Origin of the sequence: uncultured Candidatus Pelagibacter sp., from assembly GCF_943788075.1 — a bacterium.
In the GTDB taxonomy this organism is placed as follows: domain Bacteria; phylum Pseudomonadota; class Alphaproteobacteria; order Pelagibacterales; family Pelagibacteraceae; genus Pelagibacter.
Genome location: NZ_CALSOW010000006.1, coordinates 14,294 through 37,688, shown reverse-complemented (window position 1 = coordinate 37,688; position 23,395 = coordinate 14,294). Strand labels below are relative to the sequence as shown.

Annotated in this window: 26 protein-coding genes and 1 pseudogene; 7 read left to right on the top strand and 20 right to left on the bottom strand. The window is 31.3% G+C overall.

Annotated elements, in window-relative coordinates:
• The first annotated feature begins 34 nt into the window (after positions 1–34).
• Entirely contained in the window at positions 35–502 is a 468-nt protein-coding gene (gene hisI / locus Q0X98_RS06850; RefSeq protein WP_297682380.1) for a phosphoribosyl-AMP cyclohydrolase, read from the top strand.
• A complete protein-coding gene (locus Q0X98_RS06845) occupies positions 503–877 on the top strand; it encodes a DUF2237 domain-containing protein (protein WP_297682378.1) in 375 nt (124 codons plus the stop codon).
• Between the two features lies 1 nt (position 878).
• Here Q0X98_RS06845 and Q0X98_RS06840 read toward each other — a convergent pair whose 3' ends face one another.
• From Q0X98_RS06840 to Q0X98_RS06775, 14 genes are all read right to left on the bottom strand, one after another.
• On the bottom strand, positions 879–2,498 hold the full coding sequence (locus Q0X98_RS06840) for an electron transfer flavoprotein-ubiquinone oxidoreductase (RefSeq protein ID WP_297682376.1): 1,620 nt from the start codon (positions 2,496–2,498) through the stop codon (positions 879–881).
• Positions 2,499–2,520: 22 nt separating this feature from the next.
• A complete protein-coding gene (locus Q0X98_RS06835; RefSeq protein WP_297682374.1) occupies positions 2,521–3,474 on the bottom strand; it encodes an FAD-binding protein in 954 nt (317 codons plus the stop codon).
• A complete protein-coding gene (locus Q0X98_RS06830) occupies positions 3,474–4,223 on the bottom strand; it encodes an electron transfer flavoprotein subunit beta/FixA family protein (RefSeq protein ID WP_297682372.1) in 750 nt (249 codons plus the stop codon). Before Q0X98_RS06830 ends, Q0X98_RS06835 begins: the two co-directional genes overlap by 1 nt.
• Positions 4,223–6,652, bottom strand: a complete 2,430-nt coding sequence (locus Q0X98_RS06825) for an FAD-dependent oxidoreductase (RefSeq protein ID WP_297682370.1) — start codon at positions 6,650–6,652, stop codon at positions 4,223–4,225. Before Q0X98_RS06825 ends, Q0X98_RS06830 begins: the two co-directional genes overlap by 1 nt.
• Positions 6,653–6,708: 56 nt before the next feature.
• Positions 6,709–7,185, bottom strand: a complete 477-nt coding sequence (locus tag Q0X98_RS06820) for a hypothetical protein (RefSeq protein ID WP_297682368.1) — start codon at positions 7,183–7,185, stop codon at positions 6,709–6,711.
• Positions 7,154–7,549 carry an NAD(P)H-dependent oxidoreductase gene (locus tag Q0X98_RS06815; protein ID WP_297682366.1) on the bottom strand — a complete coding sequence of 132 codons (396 nt, stop codon included), beginning with the start codon at positions 7,547–7,549 and terminating at the stop codon, positions 7,154–7,156. Before Q0X98_RS06815 ends, Q0X98_RS06820 begins: the two co-directional genes overlap by 32 nt.
• A complete protein-coding gene (locus Q0X98_RS06810; protein WP_297682365.1) occupies positions 7,518–7,724 on the bottom strand; it encodes an NAD(P)H-dependent oxidoreductase in 207 nt (68 codons plus the stop codon). The genes Q0X98_RS06815 and Q0X98_RS06810 overlap by 32 nt, the downstream gene beginning before the upstream one ends.
• A 16-nt stretch (positions 7,725–7,740) precedes the next feature.
• Positions 7,741–8,154 carry a DUF6691 family protein gene (locus Q0X98_RS06805; protein WP_297682363.1) on the bottom strand — a complete coding sequence of 138 codons (414 nt, stop codon included), beginning with the start codon at positions 8,152–8,154 and terminating at the stop codon, positions 7,741–7,743.
• Positions 8,151–8,570: a YeeE/YedE family protein gene (locus Q0X98_RS06800; RefSeq protein WP_297682361.1), complete on the bottom strand. Its 420-nt coding sequence runs from the start codon at positions 8,568–8,570 to the stop codon at positions 8,151–8,153. The genes Q0X98_RS06805 and Q0X98_RS06800 overlap by 4 nt, the downstream gene beginning before the upstream one ends.
• A 75-nt stretch (positions 8,571–8,645) precedes the next feature.
• Positions 8,646–9,005 (bottom strand): CoA-binding protein, encoded by a 360-nt coding sequence (locus Q0X98_RS06795; protein ID WP_297682359.1) that lies wholly within the window; start codon positions 9,003–9,005, stop codon positions 8,646–8,648.
• Positions 9,006–9,008: 3 nt separating this feature from the next.
• Positions 9,009–9,209 carry a hypothetical protein gene (locus tag Q0X98_RS06790; protein ID WP_297682357.1) on the bottom strand — a complete coding sequence of 67 codons (201 nt, stop codon included), beginning with the start codon at positions 9,207–9,209 and terminating at the stop codon, positions 9,009–9,011.
• Positions 9,206–9,985: an enoyl-CoA hydratase gene (locus Q0X98_RS06785; RefSeq protein WP_297682355.1), complete on the bottom strand. Its 780-nt coding sequence runs from the start codon at positions 9,983–9,985 to the stop codon at positions 9,206–9,208. The genes Q0X98_RS06790 and Q0X98_RS06785 overlap by 4 nt, the downstream gene beginning before the upstream one ends.
• Before the next feature lie 6 nt (positions 9,986–9,991).
• Positions 9,992–10,366 carry a cytidyltransferase gene (locus Q0X98_RS06780; RefSeq protein WP_028037195.1) on the bottom strand — a complete coding sequence of 125 codons (375 nt, stop codon included), beginning with the start codon at positions 10,364–10,366 and terminating at the stop codon, positions 9,992–9,994.
• Between the two features lie 125 nt (positions 10,367–10,491).
• Complete coding sequence (locus Q0X98_RS06775) at positions 10,492–12,615, bottom strand: autotransporter domain-containing protein (RefSeq protein ID WP_297682352.1); 2,124 nt, start codon at positions 12,613–12,615, stop codon at positions 10,492–10,494.
• Between the two features lie 249 nt (positions 12,616–12,864).
• On the opposite strand from Q0X98_RS06775, the gene Q0X98_RS06770 reads away from it, so the two are divergent.
• Entirely contained in the window at positions 12,865–13,278 is a 414-nt protein-coding gene (locus Q0X98_RS06770; RefSeq protein WP_297682350.1) for a hypothetical protein, read from the top strand.
• A gap of 1 nt (position 13,279) precedes the next feature.
• On the opposite strand, the gene Q0X98_RS06765 is transcribed toward Q0X98_RS06770, so the two are convergent.
• Together Q0X98_RS06765 and Q0X98_RS06760 are read right to left on the bottom strand one after the other, a co-directional pair.
• Positions 13,280–15,415, bottom strand: a complete 2,136-nt coding sequence (locus Q0X98_RS06765; protein ID WP_297682348.1) for an autotransporter domain-containing protein — start codon at positions 15,413–15,415, stop codon at positions 13,280–13,282.
• 10 nt (positions 15,416–15,425) lie between these two features.
• Positions 15,426–18,968, bottom strand: a complete 3,543-nt coding sequence (locus Q0X98_RS06760) for an Ig-like domain-containing protein (protein ID WP_297682346.1) — start codon at positions 18,966–18,968, stop codon at positions 15,426–15,428.
• Between the two features lie 154 nt (positions 18,969–19,122).
• Between Q0X98_RS06760 and Q0X98_RS06755 the strand changes: the two genes are divergently transcribed.
• Together Q0X98_RS06755 and Q0X98_RS06750 are read left to right on the top strand one after the other, a co-directional pair.
• Positions 19,123–20,100, top strand: coding sequence for a MarR family transcriptional regulator (locus tag Q0X98_RS06755; protein ID WP_297682344.1), 978 nt, complete (start codon positions 19,123–19,125; stop codon positions 20,098–20,100).
• Positions 20,101–20,112: 12 nt separating this feature from the next.
• The gene (locus Q0X98_RS06750; RefSeq protein ID WP_297682342.1) at positions 20,113–20,973 is read left to right on the top strand and encodes a bile acid:sodium symporter family protein; all 861 of its coding nucleotides are present in this window, start codon (positions 20,113–20,115) and stop codon (positions 20,971–20,973) included.
• 13 nt (positions 20,974–20,986) lie between these two features.
• Here the strand turns inward: Q0X98_RS06750 and Q0X98_RS06745 are convergent, their stop codons facing one another.
• The 4 genes and pseudogenes from Q0X98_RS06745 to Q0X98_RS06735 all read right to left on the bottom strand — a co-directional run.
• Positions 20,987–21,304: a hypothetical protein gene (locus Q0X98_RS06745; protein ID WP_297682340.1), complete on the bottom strand. Its 318-nt coding sequence runs from the start codon at positions 21,302–21,304 to the stop codon at positions 20,987–20,989.
• A 20-nt stretch (positions 21,305–21,324) separates the two neighbouring features.
• Positions 21,325–21,384: a hypothetical protein gene (locus Q0X98_RS07490; protein ID WP_338140428.1), complete on the bottom strand. Its 60-nt coding sequence runs from the start codon at positions 21,382–21,384 to the stop codon at positions 21,325–21,327.
• A gap of 96 nt (positions 21,385–21,480) precedes the next feature.
• Positions 21,481–22,209 (bottom strand): RHO alpha subunit C-terminal catalytic domain-containing protein, encoded by a 729-nt coding sequence (locus Q0X98_RS06740; RefSeq protein WP_297682338.1) that lies wholly within the window; start codon positions 22,207–22,209, stop codon positions 21,481–21,483.
• Positions 22,210–22,245: 36 nt separating this feature from the next.
• Positions 22,246–22,356 (bottom strand): annotated as a pseudogene (locus Q0X98_RS06735) (Rieske 2Fe-2S domain-containing protein); the annotation flags it as partial.
• A gap of 345 nt (positions 22,357–22,701) precedes the next feature.
• Between Q0X98_RS06735 and Q0X98_RS06730 the strand changes: the two are divergent.
• Both Q0X98_RS06730 and Q0X98_RS06725 read left to right on the top strand, forming a co-directional pair.
• Complete coding sequence (locus tag Q0X98_RS06730; protein WP_297682336.1) at positions 22,702–22,833, top strand: hypothetical protein; 132 nt, start codon at positions 22,702–22,704, stop codon at positions 22,831–22,833.
• Positions 22,834–22,888: 55 nt separating this feature from the next.
• Positions 22,889–23,164 (top strand): hypothetical protein, encoded by a 276-nt coding sequence (locus tag Q0X98_RS06725; RefSeq protein ID WP_297682334.1) that lies wholly within the window; start codon positions 22,889–22,891, stop codon positions 23,162–23,164.
• The last annotated feature ends 231 nt before the right edge of the window (positions 23,165–23,395 follow it).

The window sequence follows — 23,395 nt, the reverse complement described above, 5'->3', positions numbered from 1 at the left end:
ATATATTCATATATATGCTACATAATCACTCTATATGTTCAAAAAAAGAGAAAATGTAGTTGAAATTGAGGAGGGAAATCTTCTATCACCTAAGTTTGATAATGATGGGTTAATCCCTGTAATTACCATGTGTTCTAAAACAAAAGACGTATTAATGCATGGGTATATGAACGTTGAAGCTTTTAAAAAAACCATTGAAACCAAAGAGGCACATTATTTTAGTAGATCTAGGAAAGCTATCTGGCACAAAGGTAAAACTAGTGGTTTTACTCAGAAAGTAACTGAACTAAGAATTGATGATGATCAAGATTCAATTTGGATGACTGTTGATATAGGTGATGGTGCAAGTTGTCATGTAGGATATAGGTCTTGTTTTTATAGATCTATTCCAATGGGACCAATTGATAATGGTCGTAAAATAGAAATGGAATTTTTAGAAAAAGAAAAAAAATTTGATCCAGAAGAAGTTTATAAAGGTCAGCCTAACCCAACAAAAATCTAAATGAGTGAAAAACAAAAAAATGTTCTAGGTGAAGATCTAGAAGAGTGTTCAAATAATCCTTTAACAGGTTGGTACCGTGATGGTTGTTGCAACACCGATGAAAATGATCATGGTATTCATACTGTTTGTGCAAAAGTTACAACTGAATTTTTAGAATGGTTAAAGGTTGCGGGTAATGATTTAATTACACCACATCCAGAATTTGGATTTCCTGGTTTAAAAGATGGAGATGGATGGTGTGTTTGTGCAAGCTGGTACGCAAAAGCAGTTGAAGCTGGTAAAGGATGTCCGATATTTTTAAAGAGAACTCATAAAAATACTTTAAAACACGTACCTATTGAAACTTTAAAAAAGTTTGCAATAGATTTATCTTAAATTACATATTTCCATATTTAGGTCCACCACTACCTTCCGGAGTTACCCAAGTAATATTTTGTGAAGGCTCTTTAATATCACAAGTTTTGCAGTGAATACAATTTTGAGAATTAATTACAAATTTGTTTATATCATTTTCTTTTTGAACTTCGTAAACACCTGCTGGACAATATCTTTGAGCAGGTTCATCAAATTTTTCTAAAGTGTAACTTATTGGTAAATTAGGATCTTTAAGTTTTAAGTGAACAGGTTGATTGTCAGCGTGATTTGTACCGGTTAGATAAACAGAGCTTGTTTTATCAAAAGTAATAATATTATCATATTTTGGATATTCTATTTTAGGCATCTTATTTGCAGGTCTTAAAGTTTCATGATCAGCATGCTTATGTTTTAAAGTAAAAGGTAATTTTCCTTTAAATAAAATTTGATCAATTCCAGTAAATATTATTCCAAGTAATAAACCCCAGCTAAAACTAGGTTTTACATTACGAGCCGCATGAAGCTCTTCATAAACCCAGCTCTTTTTAAATTTTTCTTCATAAATGGATAAGCTTTTTTTTTCTTTAATATTTTTAATTATTACTTCTGCAGCAATCATTCCACTTTTCATTGCTGTATGAGAGCCTTTAATTTTTGGCATATTTAATGTTCCCGCATCACAACCAACTAGTAATGCCCCAGGCATAAACATTTGAGGTAAACTTTGAAGACCTCCTTCAATTAATGCTCGTGCTCCATAGGAAATCCTCTTTCCACCTTCAATAATTTTTTTAATTGCTGGATGGGTTTTAAATCTTTGGAACTCATCGTACGGAGAAAGATGTGGGTTTTTATAATCTAAACCAATAACATATCCTAAAAACACTTGCTTATTTTCAGCATGATATATGAAACTACCTCCATAAGTATTATTATCTAATGGCCATCCCGCAGTATGCATTACCATTCCTTCTTCATGATTTTTGTCCTCTATTTCCCAAATTTCTTTAAAACCAATTCCATACTGTTGAGGGTCTTTATCCTTTGAGAGATTAAATTTTTCAATTAATTGTTTTCCTAAGTGGCCTCTACAACCTTCTGCAAATACAGTTACTTTTCCTAATAATTCAATCCCAGGCTCAAAACTATCTTTTTGATTTCCATCTTTATCAATACCCATATCTTGTGTGGCAACACCCTTTACCGATCCATCTTCGTTATATAAAATTTCACTTGCAGGAAATCCTGGAAATATTTCAACACCCAAGGCTTCAGCTTGTTCTGCTAGCCATCTACATAAATTTGCTAAACTAATTATATAATTGTTATGATTTTGTTGAACCTTAGGAAGTAACCATGTTGGCCAACTTAAAGATTTGGTTTTACCTAAAAATAAAAATTTTTCTTTTGAAACCTTTGTTTTAATTGGGGAGTTAAGCTCTTTCCAATTCGGTAAAAGTTCATCTAATGCTCGTGTTTCAAAAACATTCCCACTTAAAATATGAGCACCAATTTCTGAGGCTTTTTCTAATAAACAAACATTTAAGTTTGCATCAAGTTGTTTGAGTTTAATTGCTGTAGATAATCCAGAAGGACCACCTCCAATTATTACAACATCATACTCCATCGACTCTCTACCCATAGGATATTTTTATCTTTAAGAATTATTTTTGTATAGTGTTTAATTTGTTCAGTTCTTCTAAGAACTGTGGCAAAGCTTCAAATAGATCTGCTTCTAAACCATAATCTGCAACACTGAAAATTGGTGCTTCACCATCTTTATTAATTGCAACTATTACTTTACTTTCTTTCATACCTGCTAAATGCTGAATAGCTCCTGAAATTCCAACCGCAATATATAAATCTGGCACAACTACTTTACCTGTTTGTCCAACTTGGTGGTCATTACTAATATATCCTGCATCAACCGCTGCTCTTGAAGCTCCTATTGCTGCATTCAATTTATCTGCAATAGAAGTAATTAATTTAAAATTATCTCCACTTTGCATCCCTCTTCCACCTGACACTACTATTCTTGCAGTTCCAAGCTCAGGTCTATCTGATTTAACTTCTTCTCGTTTAACAAATTTTGTTAACGAAAATTCTTCTCCTGCTTCAGCAGTTTCAATTGGTGCTGATCCCCCTGTACTTTCACAAGGATCAAAAGAAGTTGGTCTAATAGTAATACATTTTTTTGCATCAGAACTTTTAACGGTTGCAAAAGCATTTCCTGCATAAATAGGTCTTACAAAAGTATCCGCTGACTCTACTTTAATAATATCACTAACTTGTGACGTATCTAATTTAGCAGCTATTCTTGGCATTAAATTTTTACCAAATGTATTTGCTGAACAAACTATATGTGAATAATTATCTGCAAGCTTAACAATAACTGGAGCAAAATTTTCTGCTAAAAAATTTTCATAATAAGTAGCTTCAACTGTGATTACTTTTTTAACCAAAGGAAGTTCTGATGCAGCCTTTGCAGCATCCCCACAATTGTTTCCAATAACTAATGCATGAACGTCACTATCAATTTGAGAAGCTGCTGTTACGGCATTTAAAGTAAACGATTTTAGCTCTTTATTGTTATGCTCTGCTATTAATAATACTGACATTAGATTACCTTTGCTTCATTTTTTAATTTTTGAACTAGTTCAGCTACGCTTGAAACCTTAATTCCAGCTTTACGCTTAGGTGGTTCTTCTACTTTTATCTGTTGTATTTTAGGTGCTGTATCAACTCCTAGATCTGATGCATTCATTTGCTCAATAGGTTTTTTCTTCGCTTTCATTATATTTGGTAGTGAAGCATATCTTGGCTCATTTAATCTTAGGTCACAAGTTACGATTGCTGGAGTATTGATTTCGATAGTTTCTAAACCTTCATCAATTTCTCGAATAACTTCTAATTTTCCATCTTTAACTTCAATTTTTGAGGCAAAAGTTGCTTGAGGCCAATTTAATAATGCACTCAACATTTGTCCTGTTTGATTGCAATCATCATCAATCGCTTGTTTACCCATGAAGACTAAATCTGGTTTTTCTTTTTCAACAATTTTTTGTAAAATTTTTGAAACAGCAATGGGTTCTATTATCCCTTCTGCTTTAACATGAATTCCTCTATCAGCTCCAACCGCTAAAGCTTTTCTTACAGTTTCCTGAGCTTTTTCTTCACCGACAGTTACAGCAATTACTTCTGTTGCTTTTCCACTTTCTTTAATCTTTACTGCCTCTTCGATTGCATTGTCATCTGGTGGATTTGTTGACATTTTAACGTTATCAGTAACAACACCTGTGCCATCTTCTTTAACTCTTATTTGAACGTTGTAATCAATAACTCTTTTAACGGCGACTAAGATTTTCATTAAGCTCTCAATAAATTATTTTCAGAATCATATGGACTCTCTTCTAATACAGTAGCCTCATACATTTCACCTAAAATATCAACTTGTAATTTGTCGCCTACATTAGCATGCTCTGGTTTAACCATAGCAAGGGCAATTGATTTATCTAATCTAAAACCAAATTCACCTCCTGTTGCTCTACCGACAACCTTTTTATCTTTATAAATTGGGTTATTTCCCAAAACATCAGCATCTTTAGTGTTATGAATTTCAAGAGTAATAAGTTTATTATCAAAACCTTTTTCTCTCCATTTATTAAGAGCCTCTAATCCAATAAAGCTTCCTTTATTAGGATGAACAAATCTATCTAACCCAGATTCGTACGGCGAATATTCAATTGAAAGTTCAGTACCAACTAGTTTATATGATTTTTCTAGTCTTAAGCTATTCATTGCTCTTATACCAAAAGGTTTAATACCTAAACCTTTTCCAGCTTCCATTAACTTATCAAAAATATGATTTTGATATTCAATTGGATGATGAAGTTCCCAACCTAATTCTCCAACAAAGTTTACTCTCATGGCATTAACAGGAGCATATCCAACATCAACATTTTGTGCAGTTAACCATTTAAAATTTTCATTTGAAAAATCATCAGTAGATACCTTTTGTAACAACTCTCTTGATTTAGGACCCGCAACAACTAGTACACCTGTGCTGTTAGTTAGATCTTCAAAAGTAACACCTTCATTTGGCATCCATTTTTTAATCCAGTCATGATCTAATCTTAAGTTTGCCCCAGCAGATACTAAATAGAAACTATTTTCAGACTCCCTCATAATTGTAAATTCTGAGTGAACACCGCCTTTAGTATTAAGAGCATGGCATAATCCAATTCTTCCAATTTTTTTTGGAAGTTTATTTGCAACTAAATGATCTAAAAATTCTTCAGCTTTTGGACCTTTAATTCTGCATTTTGCAAATGCGGTCATATCTAAAAGACCAACATTATCTTTTACATTTTGACACTCTTTCTTAATAGCATCAAACCACTTAGATCTTCTAAAAGACCAATCGTCTTTTTGTTCCATGCCATCTGTTGCAAAAAAATTAGGTCTTTCCCAACCAAATTTTTGTCCAAAAACTGCACCTAAATCTTTCATTCTTTCATAACAAGGTGAAGTTCGTAAAGGTCTTGCAGCTGGTCTTTCTTCATCAGGGTAATGTGTAATAAACACATGACTATAAGCTTCTTCATTTTTAGCTTTTAAATAAGATTTGGTTGCGTAATCTCCGTAACGTCTCGGTTCAACTCCAAGCATATCAATAGTTGGTTCACCATCAACAATCCATTCAGCTAATTGCCATCCTGCTCCACCTGCTGCAGTAATTCCAAAACTATGTCCTTCGTTAATCCAAAAGTTTTTTAATCCCCATGCAGGTCCGACAATTGGATTACCGTCTGGTGTATAACAAATTGCACCGTTATAAACTTTTTTAACGCCCACTTCTCCAAACGCAGGAACACGGTGAATTGCTCCTTCTATGTGTGGCGCTAATCTATCTAAATCTTCTTGAAACAATTCATACTCTGAATCTTTTGAGGGACCATTAACATAACAAGCTGGTGCACCATCCTCGTATGGACCTAAAATTAATCCACCTGCTTCTTCTCTCATGTACCATCTGTTATCACTATCTCTTAGAACTCCCATTTCTGGTAAGCCATCTTTTTTTCTTTTTTGAATTTCAGGATGTGGTTCAGTTACAATATATTGATGTTCAACTGGAATAACTGGGATATCTAAGCCAACCATTTTACCAGTTTGTCTTGCAAAATTTCCTGAACAAGAAATAATATGTTCACACTCAATAGAACCTTTGTCAGTTTCAACAACCCAACCATCTTTAGTTTGTTTCATTGAGAGTACACTTGTGTTTCTATAAATCTCTGCACCTAGATTTCTTGCACCCGTAGCCATTGCTTGAGTTAAATCAGCAGGCTGAATATAACCATCTTCTGGGTGTTGGATTGCACCAACTAAATCTTCTGTATGGCACAAAGGCCAAATTTCTTTTACTTGATCAGGAGTTAAAAATTTAACATCAACACCAATAGTTTGGGCAACACCAGCGTACTGATGATACTCATCCATTCTATCTTTGGTACTTGCTAAACGAATATTTGATACAACACTAAAGCCAACATTTTTTCCAGTTTCTTCCTCTAATTTTTTATAAAGATCAACCGCATATTTATGAAGTTGTCCAACTGAATAACTCATATTAAATAAAGGTAATAATCCTGCTGCATGCCAAGTAGATCCAGAAGTTAATTCTTTTCTTTCAACAAGAACAACATCTGACCAACCTTTTTTTGCTAAATGGTAAAGAGCACTAACTCCTACAACTCCACCGCCAACTACAACGACTTTAGTTTTTGTTTTCATTCGCGATTCCTACTAAATTTTTTGAAATAACGAAACAAAATTGTATCTGTGGATAATTAAATTGAACTCCCTAGTGGGATCGGGTTTGAGACCATAGTGGTCAACCAACAATCCTTTAACAATCCATCAAGGGTGTACTTTTCGACTTGCCAATTGAACTTATGATAGATCTTATTCTTATCTAATATTATCACCTCAAATTGAGCCCAATTATTGCTACTTCCAAGCTCTGTTATAGTGTGGCTTATGTGATCTAACATCATTTGATATGCGTCTCCCTTAATCATCCTTTTAAAGTTGGGTAAAGGGCCAGTAACTTTTTTATTGTTAGGGTGAGCAAAATTCCAGGTTTGCTCTATGCCACTATCTTTAAAATCTAAATCATTTTTTTGAAGTCCATTTAGTTGGATTTTAACCACTTCTGATGGCTTTATATTGCTACTAGGTTTTAGGATTTCTGCGGTTGATGAAGATAAAAGAATTGAATAGATAATTAGGGCTTTAAATATTGTTTGCAGTTTTTTTAACATCATCTAAAAATTCTTTTCTCTTTGCATCGCTAACAAAGGGTACTGCAAAATATCTTCTATAGACAATGTTATATATGCCACACATGTGAAACACCCCTCTTTTTAATCTTCTAATCGGTAGATTTAAAAAGAAAGTGGTAATTGCTAGCCTTGGTGATCCATAGGTGCAAAAAATAATAGCTTTTTTATCTTTTAGATTACCAATTGGATAACCATAATTTCCAACTAATTTTTTAAAAGTATAAGCCCAAGGAGGAGAAAGCACTTTATCTATCCATCCCTCAACAATTGCTGGCATTCTAAAATTCCAAATGGGTGCAATTAAAACAATTGTCTCACAATTCTTCAATTCTTTTTCTATGATCAAGAACTTCATCATCTGGTTTTTCTCCAGCAAACACTGGATTAAATTTATCTTTATATAAATCTACAACATCAACTGAATGTCCTTTTTCTTCTGCTGTTTTTTTAAAAGTATCTCGAATTGCAGCGTTAAAAGAATTTTGATTATAATGACCAAAAACTAAAAAAATTTTACTCATAAATTTTAAATATATTTTAAGAACTTAATTTAAAAAATTTTACCAAATAAAAACCAATAAACATGGCAACAACAAATGTAATAGAGTTTATATTCAATAATGCAATAGATGATATAGCTGGACCAGGACAAAGTCCTCCAAGCCCCCAACCTGCTCCAAATAAAGCAGCTCCTATAATTAGTCGTTTATTTATATCTTTATTTTTTGAATAATTAAAGCTATCAGCAAGCAAAGGTTTTTTATTATTTTTTATTAAATGGAATAATGGTGAAGAAATAATTAGAGCTCCTATCATTACGAAAGCTAATGATGGATCCCAATTTCCGAATACATCTAAAAAACTTAAAACTTTTTTGGGATTAATCATTTCTGAAATGACCAATCCAGTACCAAAAATTATACCTGCAAGTAGAGAAATCAATTTATTCATATATAATTTTTGATTAACACAGTTAATATTCCAACAATCATAAATGTTATGGTTGCAATAATAGATCTTAAAGAAAATCTTCCAATACCACTTATTCCATGACCACTAGTGCATCCTCCACTAACTCTAGTTCCCATTCCAACTAGTAAGCCTGCACAAATTAACAAGATTAGTGAATTTGAAATTGTAATATTGATCTGTTTGTTAGTAAAAACTGTATAAAGAATGGGGCCTATTACTAAACCAATTAAAAACAACAAATTATCAAATCTATTATTTTTTTCTGACAATGCATTGGCAGCTATTCCGCTTATTCCTACTAATCTTCCATTAAATAAAAAAAAAATAACTACTGCTAGGCCTATTATCATCCCCCCCAAAGTGGCAGTTATTGGTGTAAAATTTACTATATTCATTAATTACTTAATACTGGAAAAGCTTGCACCTTTCCTAAAAAATATTTTTGATATTCCATCTTGGTGCATTTATTTTCAATATACTTCAATATTATTTTTTTTCATTAAGTCTTTGGCCTTTTCATCCCTTATACCAAGTTGTAACCATAAAACTTTTGCACCAATTTTTACTGTATCCTCTGCTATGCCGTATGCTTCTTTTGAAGGTCTAAATACATCAACTATATCAACTGGTTCTTTGATGTCTGTTATTTTTTCATATACCTCTTCTCCTAAAATTTTTTCTCCTTTAGCTCTGGGATTAACTGGAATAACTTTAAACCCATATTTTTGCATATATTTCATAACTATAGTCGATGGTTTAGTGGGATCTTTGCTCACACCTATCATTGCAATAGTTTTATTTTTTGAGAGAATATCCTTAATCTCAGACATGAATTATTTATTCTTTTTAATCTGATCTTCACAAAATTTACGAGCTTTATCTAAATCTGTAATTTTTGATTCTGATAATTTTTGACTTCCAGCAAGGCAAGCATCAACAGCTCTTTTGAAATTATGATCTTTAAAACTTAAAGCAAAATACATGCCCAAAATAACAAAAATAATAATTAAAATATTTTTTTTGTTTTTCATCATTTATTTTTCCAATTTGGTTTTCGTTTTTCTAAAAAAGCAGAAATTCCTTCTTTAGCATCCATTGCCATCATATTGATTGTCATCATTTTACTAGTATATGCATAAGCCTTTTTTAATGGCATTTCTAATTGTTTATAAAAGGCTTGTTTACCAATCTTAATTGTTAAATTTGATTTTGAGGCAATGGTTTTTGCAACTTTTAAAACTTCATTATTTAATTTTGATTTTGAATAACAGTCATTAATTAATCCAATTTCTTTTGCATAATTTGCTTTAATGGGTTCTCCAGTTAACAACATTTTCATCATTGGTTTTCTATGAATTTTTCTACTAACAGCAACCATCGGAGTACTACAAAACAATCCTATATTAACACCTGGGGTAGCAAATAATGCTTCATTGGTGCTGTAAGCTAAATCACAACTTGCAACTAATTGACATCCTGCAGCAAACGCAGCTCCATGAACTTTAGCAATAACTGGTTTTCTTCCTTCAACAATTTGGAGCATTACTTTAGAGCAAAGATTAAATAACTTTTGGTACTTATCTCTTTTTTTTAAACCTCTAACTTCTTTTAAATTGTGTCCAGCACTAAAGCCTTTGCCAGCACCTTCTAAAATAATAACTTTTATTTTTTTGTCAGCATCAAGTTTTTTAAAAGCTTTAAGTAAATCAGTTAAATTTTTAAACGATAATGAATTATAAGTTTTTTGCTCGTCAATAATAATTGAAGATATCTCACTGTTAATTTTTTTAATCTTAATATTGCTACTCATTAAGGTTTATTTTAATTTGCCTTCTTCTCTCATTTTTGCTCTTATTTTTGTGGCAGAAATTTCCTGAACTTCTTTTGATAATTCAATTTCTTCGATTTTGTAACCAACGCCGCGTCCATAACAAATGTTGGTAATATTGGGCACCATCATTATTTTAAATTGACCTTTAAATTCAGGGTTTAACTTTTCTTCTATATTTTTTTTAACTGTCTCAAAATCAAAAGGATTGTCATCAACACCTTGTACATCTCTAATTTGAATGCAAACTTGGCCTGTTTTTTTAATAATTTCTTTAAACAAAGTATAATGGCCATCATGAAAAGGCTGCCATCTTCCTAGCATTTGTGCAGTTGGTTTTTTATTGTCCCATTGATAACTCATATTTACTCCTTTACAGTTGAGTTTATTCTTAAAAAATTAAATTAAAAGACTTTATTTGATTTAATTAAATTAATAAATTTTGAAATTAAAGTCATCGAATAAATAATTAAAAATTATAGATATTGTTAAAATGGTTTACTTGCTTTAATTGCAAACTCATTCTCATAATCTTTATTATTTTTAATTAATCTTCTGAAAGAGGTTGAAAAATACCAACTATCAATTAAATTTAACTCAAACCCTAATTCTAATTTTACAGAATTTAAATAGTTTTTTTTTACAGTATAATTGTATTTGGTGTTAGGATCAGAAATATATGATGCCTGAGCTTCTGAATTAGGAGTTAAATTTTCAAAAAATTCAATTCTACCATAGGGTAAAAAATACCCTTTCTTAATTTTTTTTTTATATTTTGTTAAAGCACCAATTGAAATAGATCTATTTTTTAATTTTTGTTCTTCGAATTTTAATGCCTGAATATTGCCTGACTCTGAAAAGCTTTCTAATTTAGACAATCCATAATCAACTCTTCCATAGAATAATGATGTAAAGTTATCTTTATCAAATATTTTATTCAATTTAATTGAAGCAAAATATTGCTTAACATCTCTATTTCCAGTTAAAGTATTAGAAGTATTAGCTTCCTCTATTCTTGTAAGATCATTTTCAATATATCCATAACCTACCAAACCATCAATAAATGTTGATTTATTGTTATGCCAGCTTGAATATAATGTTGCACTTTTTGCATTAGACTTAATTTTAGTACCTAATTGCCCTACATCGGTATCTTCATCTTGCAATCTAATGGCTATACCAAAAAGAGTATTTTTCTTAATAATTCTATCTATTCCAAGTGTTAAGGCATCTGAGTCAAACTTTTGGTTTACGCTACCTGATTTAAGTTTGATTTTACCTTTTTTAAAGTATCCAGAGCTCCAAACTTTCCACTCTTGAGTAAATGTTCCATATTCATTTTTTAAATATTGTGAAAGAGGCAGTTCACTTACAAATTTTTCAATATTCTTGTTAGAAAGTTTTTGTTCCTTATCAACATCACCTTTTAAAAGATATGCATCTAATAATTTTGCATATGGATAGGTACCTTTGCTTGTCATATCAAGACTTATGCCAAGATCTTGAAATTTAATATTGTCATTTTTTTTTGTGGTTCGATGCCATTCCATCCTCTCTAAAACAGGATAAGTTGAGCTATAAATAAACCTTTTTGCACTTTCTGATTGTCCTTCAACTATCCCAACTAATTCTTTATCGTCAAATACATTGTAATCATCTGATTCAGTTGAATTAATTGACAAAGTAGTTAGACCTGAAACAGTAGCAGATTCTCCAGCTGTGCCTCCATATTCAATAATATAAGCGCCTACGGTGTTAGTACATGGCAAGTCATTCCACTTACCTGCTTTACTACTAGTGCCATATAAATGGGCACAATCTTCATCCCCTGCACCCACGCCAGGATGATCATTTGGTTCTTTATTTAGCCAATTAATGAAAGAATAACCAGTTGCAACAGAACATTCATTTGACGCCGCTGGAGCTTTTATTTGAGGTGGAGTACTTCCATTAAGTTGCTCAACTTGACAATGAAAGGTTTTTCCATTTTCAGGACCAGATACCCACTGCCAAGTACCTTCAGTTGGTTCACCTGCACTATAAGAGGTAGTTGTATATGTTGAATTATCAGAAGCACCTATCCAAGTATTTGTTGAAATTTTAGATTTTAAAAAATTATTTTCTGATTCAGAAGTAACGGTTACTAGGTATCCAGTTAAACCCTCATATGTTGAAGCTTCAGCTGCAGTTTTTGCGGCTGCCCAGTTACCATTATCACTTACTAATTTATAATAATGACCATTAACTGAGTTATAATTAACTGTTTCATCATCACCAGCCGGAGTAACAGAAACAGTTATTGTTGTGCCTGTTGAACCATCTCCTTTAAATGAGAGTGTTGCTAATGCATTATTAATGTTAGCTTGTGTTCCTCTAAACCCTATTTCGGTAAGAGAGTCGCCAGTACATTGATTAGGCGCACTAGTGTTATCATCGTATCCACAATAACCTTTAGCCGAATTAATACTTGTAGTGTTGGTTATTTTGATGTTCCCAGCAGAAGCAACAGCAGAAACTAAAAGAGTTCCGCTATACCCTGAAATACTTGGAGTGACACCAGAACTAGATAATAATACAAAATCAGTTGTATCAGTAGTTAACGATGTAGGCATAGTAACCTCTCCTGAATAAACTATTTTTGAACTAAAAAAGATGGTCAAAAAAAAGAAACTATAAATACATCTAGCTAATTTTCTTAAAATAAATCGCATAGTGTAAATTAACCTATAAAATTTATTTTATTACTTAACCTACTCTAGTTTGTGCCCAAATCGGGCTGAAAAGTTCTTTTTTGATGAAAATTTTTATGCTGTGAAATAAGTCTTCATTATAGAAATTTGTCAAACTTACTATCAAAATCAATGCTTAATTATTTAAAAAAAATATTCTCAATATTCCTAATCTTTAATCTAACTTTTGTTAGCTCAGCACAAGCTGCTGCTGCTGCTGCAACTTTTGATAACATAAATGGAGATGGAACAGGTTTCGATATTACTTCTCAAACTCCTGCTCCTGTTGGTATTGCTTTTAATAATGATGGAACCAAGATGTTTGTGTCAGGTGAAAATAATGATCAAATATATCAATATACATTATCAGCAGGCTTTTTATATAAAAATGAAACAGAGTTTGCATTTGATCTTAGTGAAGATATGACTTCAAACTTTAAAATTTCTAAAGCACTAGGTGTATTTGACTTAGAATTTAATTTAGAAAATGATTTTTCAAAACAAGAAAATCATAATGCCAACTTAACTTTATCAAATAAGTTTTAAATTAAAATTTATTTGAAATTTCTATTTTTGCACCATACTCAGGTATATCACTTAAAAAATTGTAATTAGAACTCATCTTTAAATCAAATCCATTTATGCTATTGGTTAATGATAAACTGGTGTTTTCAAAATTACTCACATTAAACATAAATTTCATTTCATCAATTGGCACATAACCTACTGATAAATAAATTTCATTACTATAACCTCTTCCACTAGCTTTAAATCTTTCAAAATTTCCAACTAATGACCAGCCTGATATGGAAGTTATATCAAAACCATAACCTATTCGAAAATTGTGTTTGGATTTGTTGTCTACATTATAATTGTAAACTGCACTTTGACTATTTAGATAATAAAATTCTGCGTCTGATGATGGGCTTAGATCGGCAATATACTCTAGTCGACCATGGTGATTAATGATTTCATCTTCTTCTTTATCTTTATCCGTTTTATCTAAAAGGACGCCGAGTGTTATTAATGCTGATTTAATATTTTGCTCTTTATAAAGTAATGCATCGGTCAAACTATTTGCTATATTTGACTTTTCTCTAAATGCTTTTAGTTTTGTGTACCCTAAATCTAATTTAATACCTGGATTGAGGTTTAGATCTTCATCAACTATTCTTTTTCCAAAATTAAATGATCCATAGATTTGTTGACCTTCTCGGTTTCCCTCTAAAATGTTACCATAAATAACTCTTTTTTGATCTATATTTAGTAAACTAACTCCAATTAATGCATCTGTAAAAAAATGATCATCTCTAAGTTTGGTATCATATAAGGCAAAACTATAAGCATCAGTCTCTAATTTTGTTCCTTGATATCCAATATCAACATTATCGTTTGCATACTGAAAAACGTATCCATGCATAGCATCTCTATCATCATCTTTAATTTTATCTGCACCAACTGAGATACCATAACTGTGAAAATCTCTTGATGATGAATTTATAGATTTGTTTTTACCTAAACTAATTCTACCTTCACTCCACTGAAACCAATCCTCACTCTCATAACTTCTATCAACTTCTTTTTTAGAGCTTTTAAGAGCACTAACTAATTTTGATATTTTTTCATTTGTAAAATCAATTTCTGCATTAAGATTTGATAAATTATCTTTATTTTTATGTCTTCTTAACCACTCAATTCGATGAAAGATTGGAAGAGTGTTGTTTTTAATTATACGTTTTGATAATTCAACATTAGCTTCAATGATTGCTTTAACATCAGCATTTTTTGATGCATCAGCACAAGTAATGGTACCAGCGCAAGCTAAACTATATTCATAAACAACATTTTTTCCTGTACCAGCACCATCATCTCCAGTTACATATAATTTTGTAAAGTTAGCTGTAAACTTAAATCCTCTCATATTGACAGTTTGTGAACTAATTGGATAAGTTGTCGTGCTGTGAGTAATTATACTTATATCCCAAGGTGTAGATAGAGTGTACTTATTAATATCATCTCCACTACTTCCACCCAGATACATTATAGTTCCATCTGAATTAAATTGTATATTTCTCATATCAGACTCTTCACCTCCAAAACTATTTGAACACACATTATTTGTTGCACTCGAAACATCCCATGCTGTAGTTAAATCATATTGACTAACAACTTCAGCGCCTTCTTGAGAGACAAACATACGAGTTCCATCAGGTTTAAAAGCTAGGGCTCTTGCTTGAACATTGGTACTACAATCTCCAGCTCCATCTATAATTTTTCTTGTGGCATAACTGATTGTTCTTGTGTCCCAAGCGGTTGAAAGGTTAAACTGTTGTACACCCACATAGTCTGACTGACTTCGGATAACATACATTACTTTTCCATCGGGTTTAAATTCTATTGCATGAGGTTTGTCAAAATTACCGTCCTCACCTTCTAGATCATTCTCAGAAATTTTAGTAGCGGTACTAATATCAAATGGAACAGTTAATGAATATTCAATGACTGTAGGAGTTGAATCATCAGAAGTTACATACATTCTTAAACCATCAGGCTTAAAAGTTATTCCTCTAAGATGATTAGTGTCTGAGGAAATATCTTTTTCCTGCTTAAATTCTATAAAAGCAAAGGCATTAGAACTGAAAAAAATGACATAAAACATAATAATTAAAAATATTTTTTTCATAAAATTTAAACTAGAAAATCTTCTTAAAGCTAATCGTTGCTTCATCAATGTTATTAAGTTTTGATAGATCTTGATTAATTAATTTAAAATCAATTTTAAAATCATTAACATTTTTGCTTATTTTAAACTCAGATCCAATTTTTTCTGAACCTTCTAAGTTCATAGCATACTCAGTTTCACGTTGACTAATATAATGGTAACCAAACCTTATATTGTTTATTTGCTGACTTTCGCTTCCTTGAATTCTTTTAAAAATACCTATTAATTTTAAATGATCTTTTAACTCATAGTTAAATCCAACCTCTACTGTTAATAAATGTTTAGAATTTATACCTGGAGTGTATGTGTAAATCGTTGAAGTATCTGATACGTAATTCATTTTTGAATCTGATGAATTGCTAAAGTCTAGCCCATATTGAAATGAACCAAACGGTTTTATAGAACTCTTAGAAAATTTGATAAAATCATTAATCTCAAGACCAATTGAAGCTAGACCACTTTCAACAGTTTGTTTACCGTAGGTTAAGGCGTCAGTACCTATTTCTGTATAAGCATCTAATTCAGTGTAACCTAGATCAACACGAGCTATTGGGGTTAAATTAAAATCTTCTTTATCAAAAGTTTTACCATAATTAATTGATCCAAAAATCTGAGTTCCATTTCGAGATCCTTTTAAAGTATTTGTGCCACTTTTTCTAACCAGTTCATTTTCAGTTAAAACAAATCCAAAAAACCCTTCAACAAAATTATCATCATCTAGAGGTCTTGTCCTATAAATTGATAAATTATAGTTTTTACTATCAATTCCTGTTCCACTAGTTCCAACCTCACTATCATTTTGACTAAATTGTAATGCTAAACCTAATAGATCATTATTGTTTAATTTTGTATCAAAACCTAAAGCTAAACCGTGGGTATCTATTTTTTTTGATGTTGAATTTTTACTATCTCCTATCCTTGTCATGCCAATAAAGCCCTCACTCCATGATGACCAATTTTTAGGAATTAAATCTGGTAAAGAAATCTTTGATGCTGGAATAGTTTCTGCAAGCGATGTTAACATTGCGTTTCCAAAATCTAATTTTATATTATTTTTGGTAAAATCTTTATTAATTCTATTCTGTCTTAAATATCTTAGTCGATCATTAACTATGCTTGTAAATTCAGTGAGGGTAGTTTTGGCCATCATATTTTGAGCATCAATGGTTCCTGTAACATCTTTATCTGTTGTTGGATCCACCATTGCTTTAATAGTAAAACTTAAAGCAGTTGTAGAACTTATTCCAGCGTATGAGCCACTGCTACTATTATCAAAAGCAGTTGCATCTATTAAAACATAATATTCAGTTAGGCTATCAAAGTTTGATGATGGATTAATTGTTATTTCGGATGTTCCAGATCCTGTTACTTGGCTACTTGTTACACCAATGGTTTCAACAAGTACATCGCCTAAGGTTTTATAAATTTCTATGTCTCCAGTTTCAGCATCAACATTTTCACTAAAATTTAAAATAATATTTGCGTCTCTTTCAACATCAGTTGCATCATCAGCGGGTACTGATGAAGTTAATGTGGGTACTGCATTAGTGGTCGTAAAACTTAAAGCAGTTTTAGAACTTGGTATTCCAGCATAAGAGTCACTACTAATATCGTCAAAAGCATTAGCAGATATTAAGACATAATATTCAGTATTATTATCAAAGTTTGATGATGGAGTGATCGTTATTTGAGATGATCCAGATCCAGATACTCGATCGGTGTCTGTTACGTTAATACTTTCAACCTGTGAATCATCTGATGTTTTTTTAATTATTATAGTTCCACCACTTTCAGCATCAACATTTTCGCTGAAATTAAGAACAATAGTTGCATCCACTGCAATATTAGTTGCATTATCAGTTGGCACTGATGAAGTTAATGTAGGCAATGTGTTAGTTGTTGTAAAACTTCGATCAGTTAAAGAGGCTATTCCAGCATATGAGCCACCATCACTATCATCAAAGGCAGAGTTGCTTATGAGAATATAATATTCGGTGTTTTCTTCAAAGTTTGATGATGGAGTAATCGTTATTTGAGATGATCCAGATCCTGTTACTTGACTACTAGTTACACTAATAGTTTCAACTGTTGCATTACCGGTTGTTTTTTTAATTGTTATAGTTCCACCACTTTCAGCATCAACATTTTCACTAAAATTAAGAACAATAGTTGAATTAAGTGCCACACCGGTTGCATCATCATCTGGTACTGATGAAGTTAATGTGGGTATTGTATTTACTGTTGTAAAACTTAAAGCTTCTGTATCACTTGGTATTCCAGCATATGATCTACCATCAACATCATCAAAAGCAGTAGGACCTATTAAGACATAATATTGAGTAAGATCGTCAAAATTTGATGATGGGTTGACTGTTATTTGCTTACTTCCAGTTCCTGTTACTTGATTACTAGTTACACTAATAGTTTCAACAAGTTCGCCTGAGATTTTATAAATTTCTATGTCTCCACTTTCACGATCAACGTTTTCACTAAAATTTAAAACTATATTTGCATCCACTGCAACACCAGTTGCATTATCAGCTGGTACTGATGAACTTAATATTGGGTCAGTAAAACCTAAATCAAATGCAGTGCTTAAACTATATTCATATACATATTGTTCACTAGCAAAACCGACCATAAAAAGTTTTGTTCCAACATCATTAAATTCGATACCCCAAGGTTGTGAATTTTGTGACTGCACACTAAAATCTCCTAAATGTGAAAAACCAGCTGACAAATCAAAAGCCGTAGGTACAGAATATACCGAAATATGATCGTTAGAACTATCTGCACTCGATATATACATCTTTGTTCCATCATTATTAAAAATAATATCTTTGTTTTTGGGTGTCTGAGAAGGCAAATCAAATTCAGCTGGGGTACCAACAGAACTAGCTGCAAGACTGTAGTCAGTATCTAATGGATACACTATTACTGTGTTCCCTTGAAATCCATTGACAAATAATTTTGAACCATCGTCATTAAATGAGATATCGGTTGGTATACTATCCTCTGAACTCACATCCAATGTGTTTGTTAACGTTCCACCTGACATATTAAATGCATCATCAAGTGTGATTTCATAAATTTTTCTATTTGGACCATTGCTATCACCAGTATTGTTTGCACCACTACCCACATACAATTTTGTTCCAGTATCATTAAATTCTAAAGCATAAACACGTTTAATATTTACAGGTCCATTTGCACCCGAATGAGAGTTATTTAAAGGAAGCTCACGAACATAAGTACATGTCGAAACATCATAATCTGTTAAACAACTATATTCCAAAATTGCATCTTCATGATCAGAACCATGATTAAAACCATCACTTCCAGATATAAATAATTTGGATCCATCATTGTTCCATGCAATACCTAGAGGGAATGCATTTCTTCCTGACAGATCTAGCCTCTCACCATTACCAGCGTAAGTAACTCCAGCAAATGCTTTAAGACTAAATAAGCAAATAAAAAATATTGAAAAAGATACTTTAATAAAAAATTTCACAAGCACAGACTAATGAAAAACTAGGAAATACAACTGTGTTGGTGCCCAAAATGAATAAAATAAGCTAGCTATAGCCTCATTTAAAAGCATTTAAATTGATATCTTGATAAGTGACCAAAATGGGTTTATTAAAATCATCAATTTACTAGCAATCATGAAATCAATACCAAGTATATCTAACGAAATAAACGAAGACAAAATTTTTGAAATTATTAATAAAAATTTTAGTAAATTAGCACCTGCATATTTCTCATTAGTTACCAATTGGCTTATCCGATCATATAGTGAGTATAGAGATATCGAAAAATTTATAATTTTAGTTTATCTCATTAATAAAGATTTAATATTGTTTAGGAAAAATGGAATAATAATTGATTACGACACATTCTATAAAGATAAATCATTAGAAATTCCAAAAATTAATATTAGTGATATCTCAAGAGATCTTTTGATACCCAAAGAAAGTGTAAGACGAAAGATCGAAGCATTAGAAAAAGAAAGAGTAATTAAAAAAACTGGAAAAAAAATATTTATAGAAAGATCTGGTTACATTACAGCACAAGCCAAAAAAACTTTAGAAGAATTTAGCATCTTGGTGAGTAAGTTTAGTGAAATATTAGCATCTGAAAAAATATCCAATAGAGCTTTTAATGTAAGTGAAATTTCAAACTCAATTAAAGAAAATTTTTCTTTTTGCTGGTATCATTTTTATAAGTTTTTATTTGTTTTTACTAATCGTTGGAAAACAGACACTAAAACTCTAGATTTAGAAACTATATGTATAGGATTAATTGTATTAATAAATACAGTACAAAATAAAAATTTTAAAAATAAAGACTTTGATAGAGAAATATTTTTCAAAGAAGTTAAAAAAAATAATCAAGTAGGCATGAATGCGTTTTCTATATCAGATATAACAGGAATTCCTCGAGCAACAGTTGTTAGAAAATTAGAATTTTTAATTGAAAATAAATTTTTAGATATAGATGAGAAAAAACTTTACTCTTTTTCAATGAACACAAAAAGCAAACAATTTAAAATAATTAAAAAATTACAAGATAAAAATATGATCTCGTTGAGTTCTTTTTTATACAGAGTATTTAACCAAATTAATTTAATAAGCACTAATTAAGATCGGTAAATTATGGGAATAGTAACATCGATAGCTCCAATAGCATTAGCTATCATTATGCTAGGCCTGGGTGCTTCCTTAACGTTAAGTGATTTTTCAAGAGTAATTAAAAATCCAAAAGATTTTTTTATTGGTTTTGTTTGTCAATTATTTGTTTTACCTTTAGTTGCTTATCTACTTATTATTATTTTAAAAGTTCCAACTGAAATGGCTTTAGGAGTAATGTTAATTGCTGCGGCTCCTGGAGGTGTAACTTCAAATGTTTTAACAAAATTTGCAGATGGTGATGTTGCTCTTTCAGTGTCCCTTACAGCATTTATGAGTTTGGTTAGTATTATTTCTGTTCCAATCATAGTTGCTCTTGCAATAGATTTATTTGAAATATCTTACGTTACTAAGGAAATTTCAATGATAGGGATCTCTTTAAAAATGTTTTTTGTAGTCACAGTTCCAGTAATTATTGGAATGATTATTAGACATTTAACAGGCGATTTAATGATAAGAAATTTAAAGATAATACAAAGAATTTCGATAGCCTTATTTTTTGTTGTTTTTGCTGCAATTTATATTGAAGAGTGGAACAATATTGTAAGTTTTTTAACTAGAGCGGGAACAATAGCTTTAATCTTGAATGTAACAATGATGACCATAGGATTTTATGTTGCTAAATTTTTTGCATCCGGTGTAGCTCAACAAAGAGCCATCTCTCTTGAGTGTGGATTGCAAAATGGAACCTTGGCAGTTTTTGTTGGAACTCAATTATTTGACAATGTTGTTTATATGGTTCCAACTGCAGCTTATGCTTTAATTATGTTAGCTACAGCTTCAATTTTTGTTTGTATTTTAAGAAAATGTAATTTTGGTCAAAAATAAAATCAAAAAAAACTTATTTTTTTTCTATTTCTAAAAGGATCTTTGGTGCCCATAGAACTGCATCTTGAGAGGTAACCTGAAAATTAAATTTATCTGGCTTTACAAACATCTTGTTGGTGTCATCAAACCTTCCCTCTTTAATTGTATCGACCCAAATAACAAAATCTGCAGGAAACAAAGCTCTTGCTTCAGGTGTTGGACAAACAAAATCTGCTACAACAAAATTTCCTTCTTCTTTTAAGCTTAATAGCAAAATTTGCCATTCTTTTTGCTTGTCTTTTTCTTCCCTCTTCAGAAAAATCCCAATCATTAGCTTCTTTTCTAACTTCATCGGCATTTAATCTTTTAGCATTAAGCATTGGAGCTAAGTTCATTTGCTAGAGTTGTTTTGCCAGAGCCTGGTAGGCCCATTATTAAAATAATTTTCATCTTTATAATAAACTATTTGCTACCCATTTATGAAATTGATGAGTTGGTTGATCCATAACTGGTGAAAAGTTTCCTCCATTATAAACTGGTGAACCTCTTCCCTTCCTGCATTCCTTCAATTGCACTTATATCTTCCAACATAACATCTTTCCAAAATCTTGCATTTTCTTTTCTTAATTCTTTAAGTTCTTCTCCATTAGCACTTTTATCTCCAACATAATACATTTGCATATGTTCTTTAGTTTTATTGATTGCAAGTGGTTCTAACCAAAAAACATAAAAATGATCTAAGTGCAAACCAATCATTACATTAGGAAACAACGCGATATATTCAGAATTTTTAAGTGAACTTTTTTCCCAATTTTTAAATGTATCAAATTTATTATTTCCTTTTACAGGTTGCTCGTATTTCTCACTTCCTTGTCCTGCAAATCGATTTGGTAAACCTTGAATGTGATAATGATCATTAATATTTGATACTTTATTTAATTCTGGATGAATAGTTGGTAAATGATAACTTTCACAGTAATTTTCAATTGCAAACTTCCAATTAGATTTAACTTCTAAATCAAAAGAGCCATGATCTTTAGAATGAACTAATAATTTTTGATCTTCGTGATTAATAAATTTAGACCATCTTTGCTCAAGTGGCTTTATATAATCTTCAAAATCAATTTCATTTGAATTAATATTTACAAAAATAATATCCATCCATATTTTAGATCTAACTTCTTTTAGATTGCTCTGATTCTTTTCAAATTGATCTGAATTATGAATATTTAAACCTCCTATATGAGGGGTGGCCACTAGATTTCCTTTAAAGTCATATGACCAGGAATGATAAGGACATCTAATTACATTTTTTAAAGAGCATGGTTTGTCTAAAAGCTTAAAACCTCTATGACTACAGACATTATGAAATACTCTAATATTAAGATCTTTGTCTCTAACAATTAGTAAAGGAATCCCGAGTAGATTGTATGGTTTGGCATCTCCAGCTTAGGTATTGAACTAGCCACCCCAATAACTGTCCATTTATCACAAAAAATCTTATCTCTTTCATACTCTAAATATTGCTCACTTGGTGTAACACTCATTTGGAAGCCCATTTGCAGTCTCAATAGCTCTATCCACATTCATCAATTTCTTGATATCCAAGATCTCTGAGAGAGGTTTATTTTTCTGATTTTGATCCACAAAAAAAATTACCATGGACATAATTTTTGGCAACAAATTTCCATTTTGAGCCATGCTGAATTTCTTTGACAGCTTTTTCAAATAAGATAATGATCGGGAAAAATGAATTTTTCATTGGAAATTGGTCCACACACTGACCTTGAAACTTTACCTCCTGTAAAGGATGTGTACGTTACAATGTTACCTGGTGGAGATTATAAAGATACTGCTGATCAAATCATGGAGACCTTGTAAAAAAAGGTTTTAATCCTGTACCTCATTTTCCTGCAAGATCAATTCAACAATGAAGATGAGATTAAAAGATTATGTTTCAAGATGTAAAGATCAAGGAGTTAAACAAGCTTTAGTAATTGGTGGTAGTAGAGAACCAATTGGAAAATTTGATAGCTCATATCAAATTTTAGAAACAGGTTTTTTTGAAGGAATTAAAATTGGTATTGCAGGGCATCCTGAAGGAAGTCCAGATATACCAGAACAAAATTTAGAAAAAGCAATGATAGATAAAAAGCCTTATGCTGATTACATAGTAACCCAATGGTTATTAGATCAGTCAGCCTATTGTTGATTTCATTTCTAAACAAAGCGTACCAGTGCATGTGGGTATTACTGGGCCAATGAAAATATCTAGCTTAATAAAATTTGCTAATATTGTTGGGGCGAAAAATTCCATAAATTTTCTTAAATCTAATTTTAGTAAGGCGTTAGATTTATTGAAACCTAAAGACCCTAATGATTTAATTGGGAAAGTTAAATCGCATACTGATAACTTCCACATTTATACATTCGGCGGCTTGAA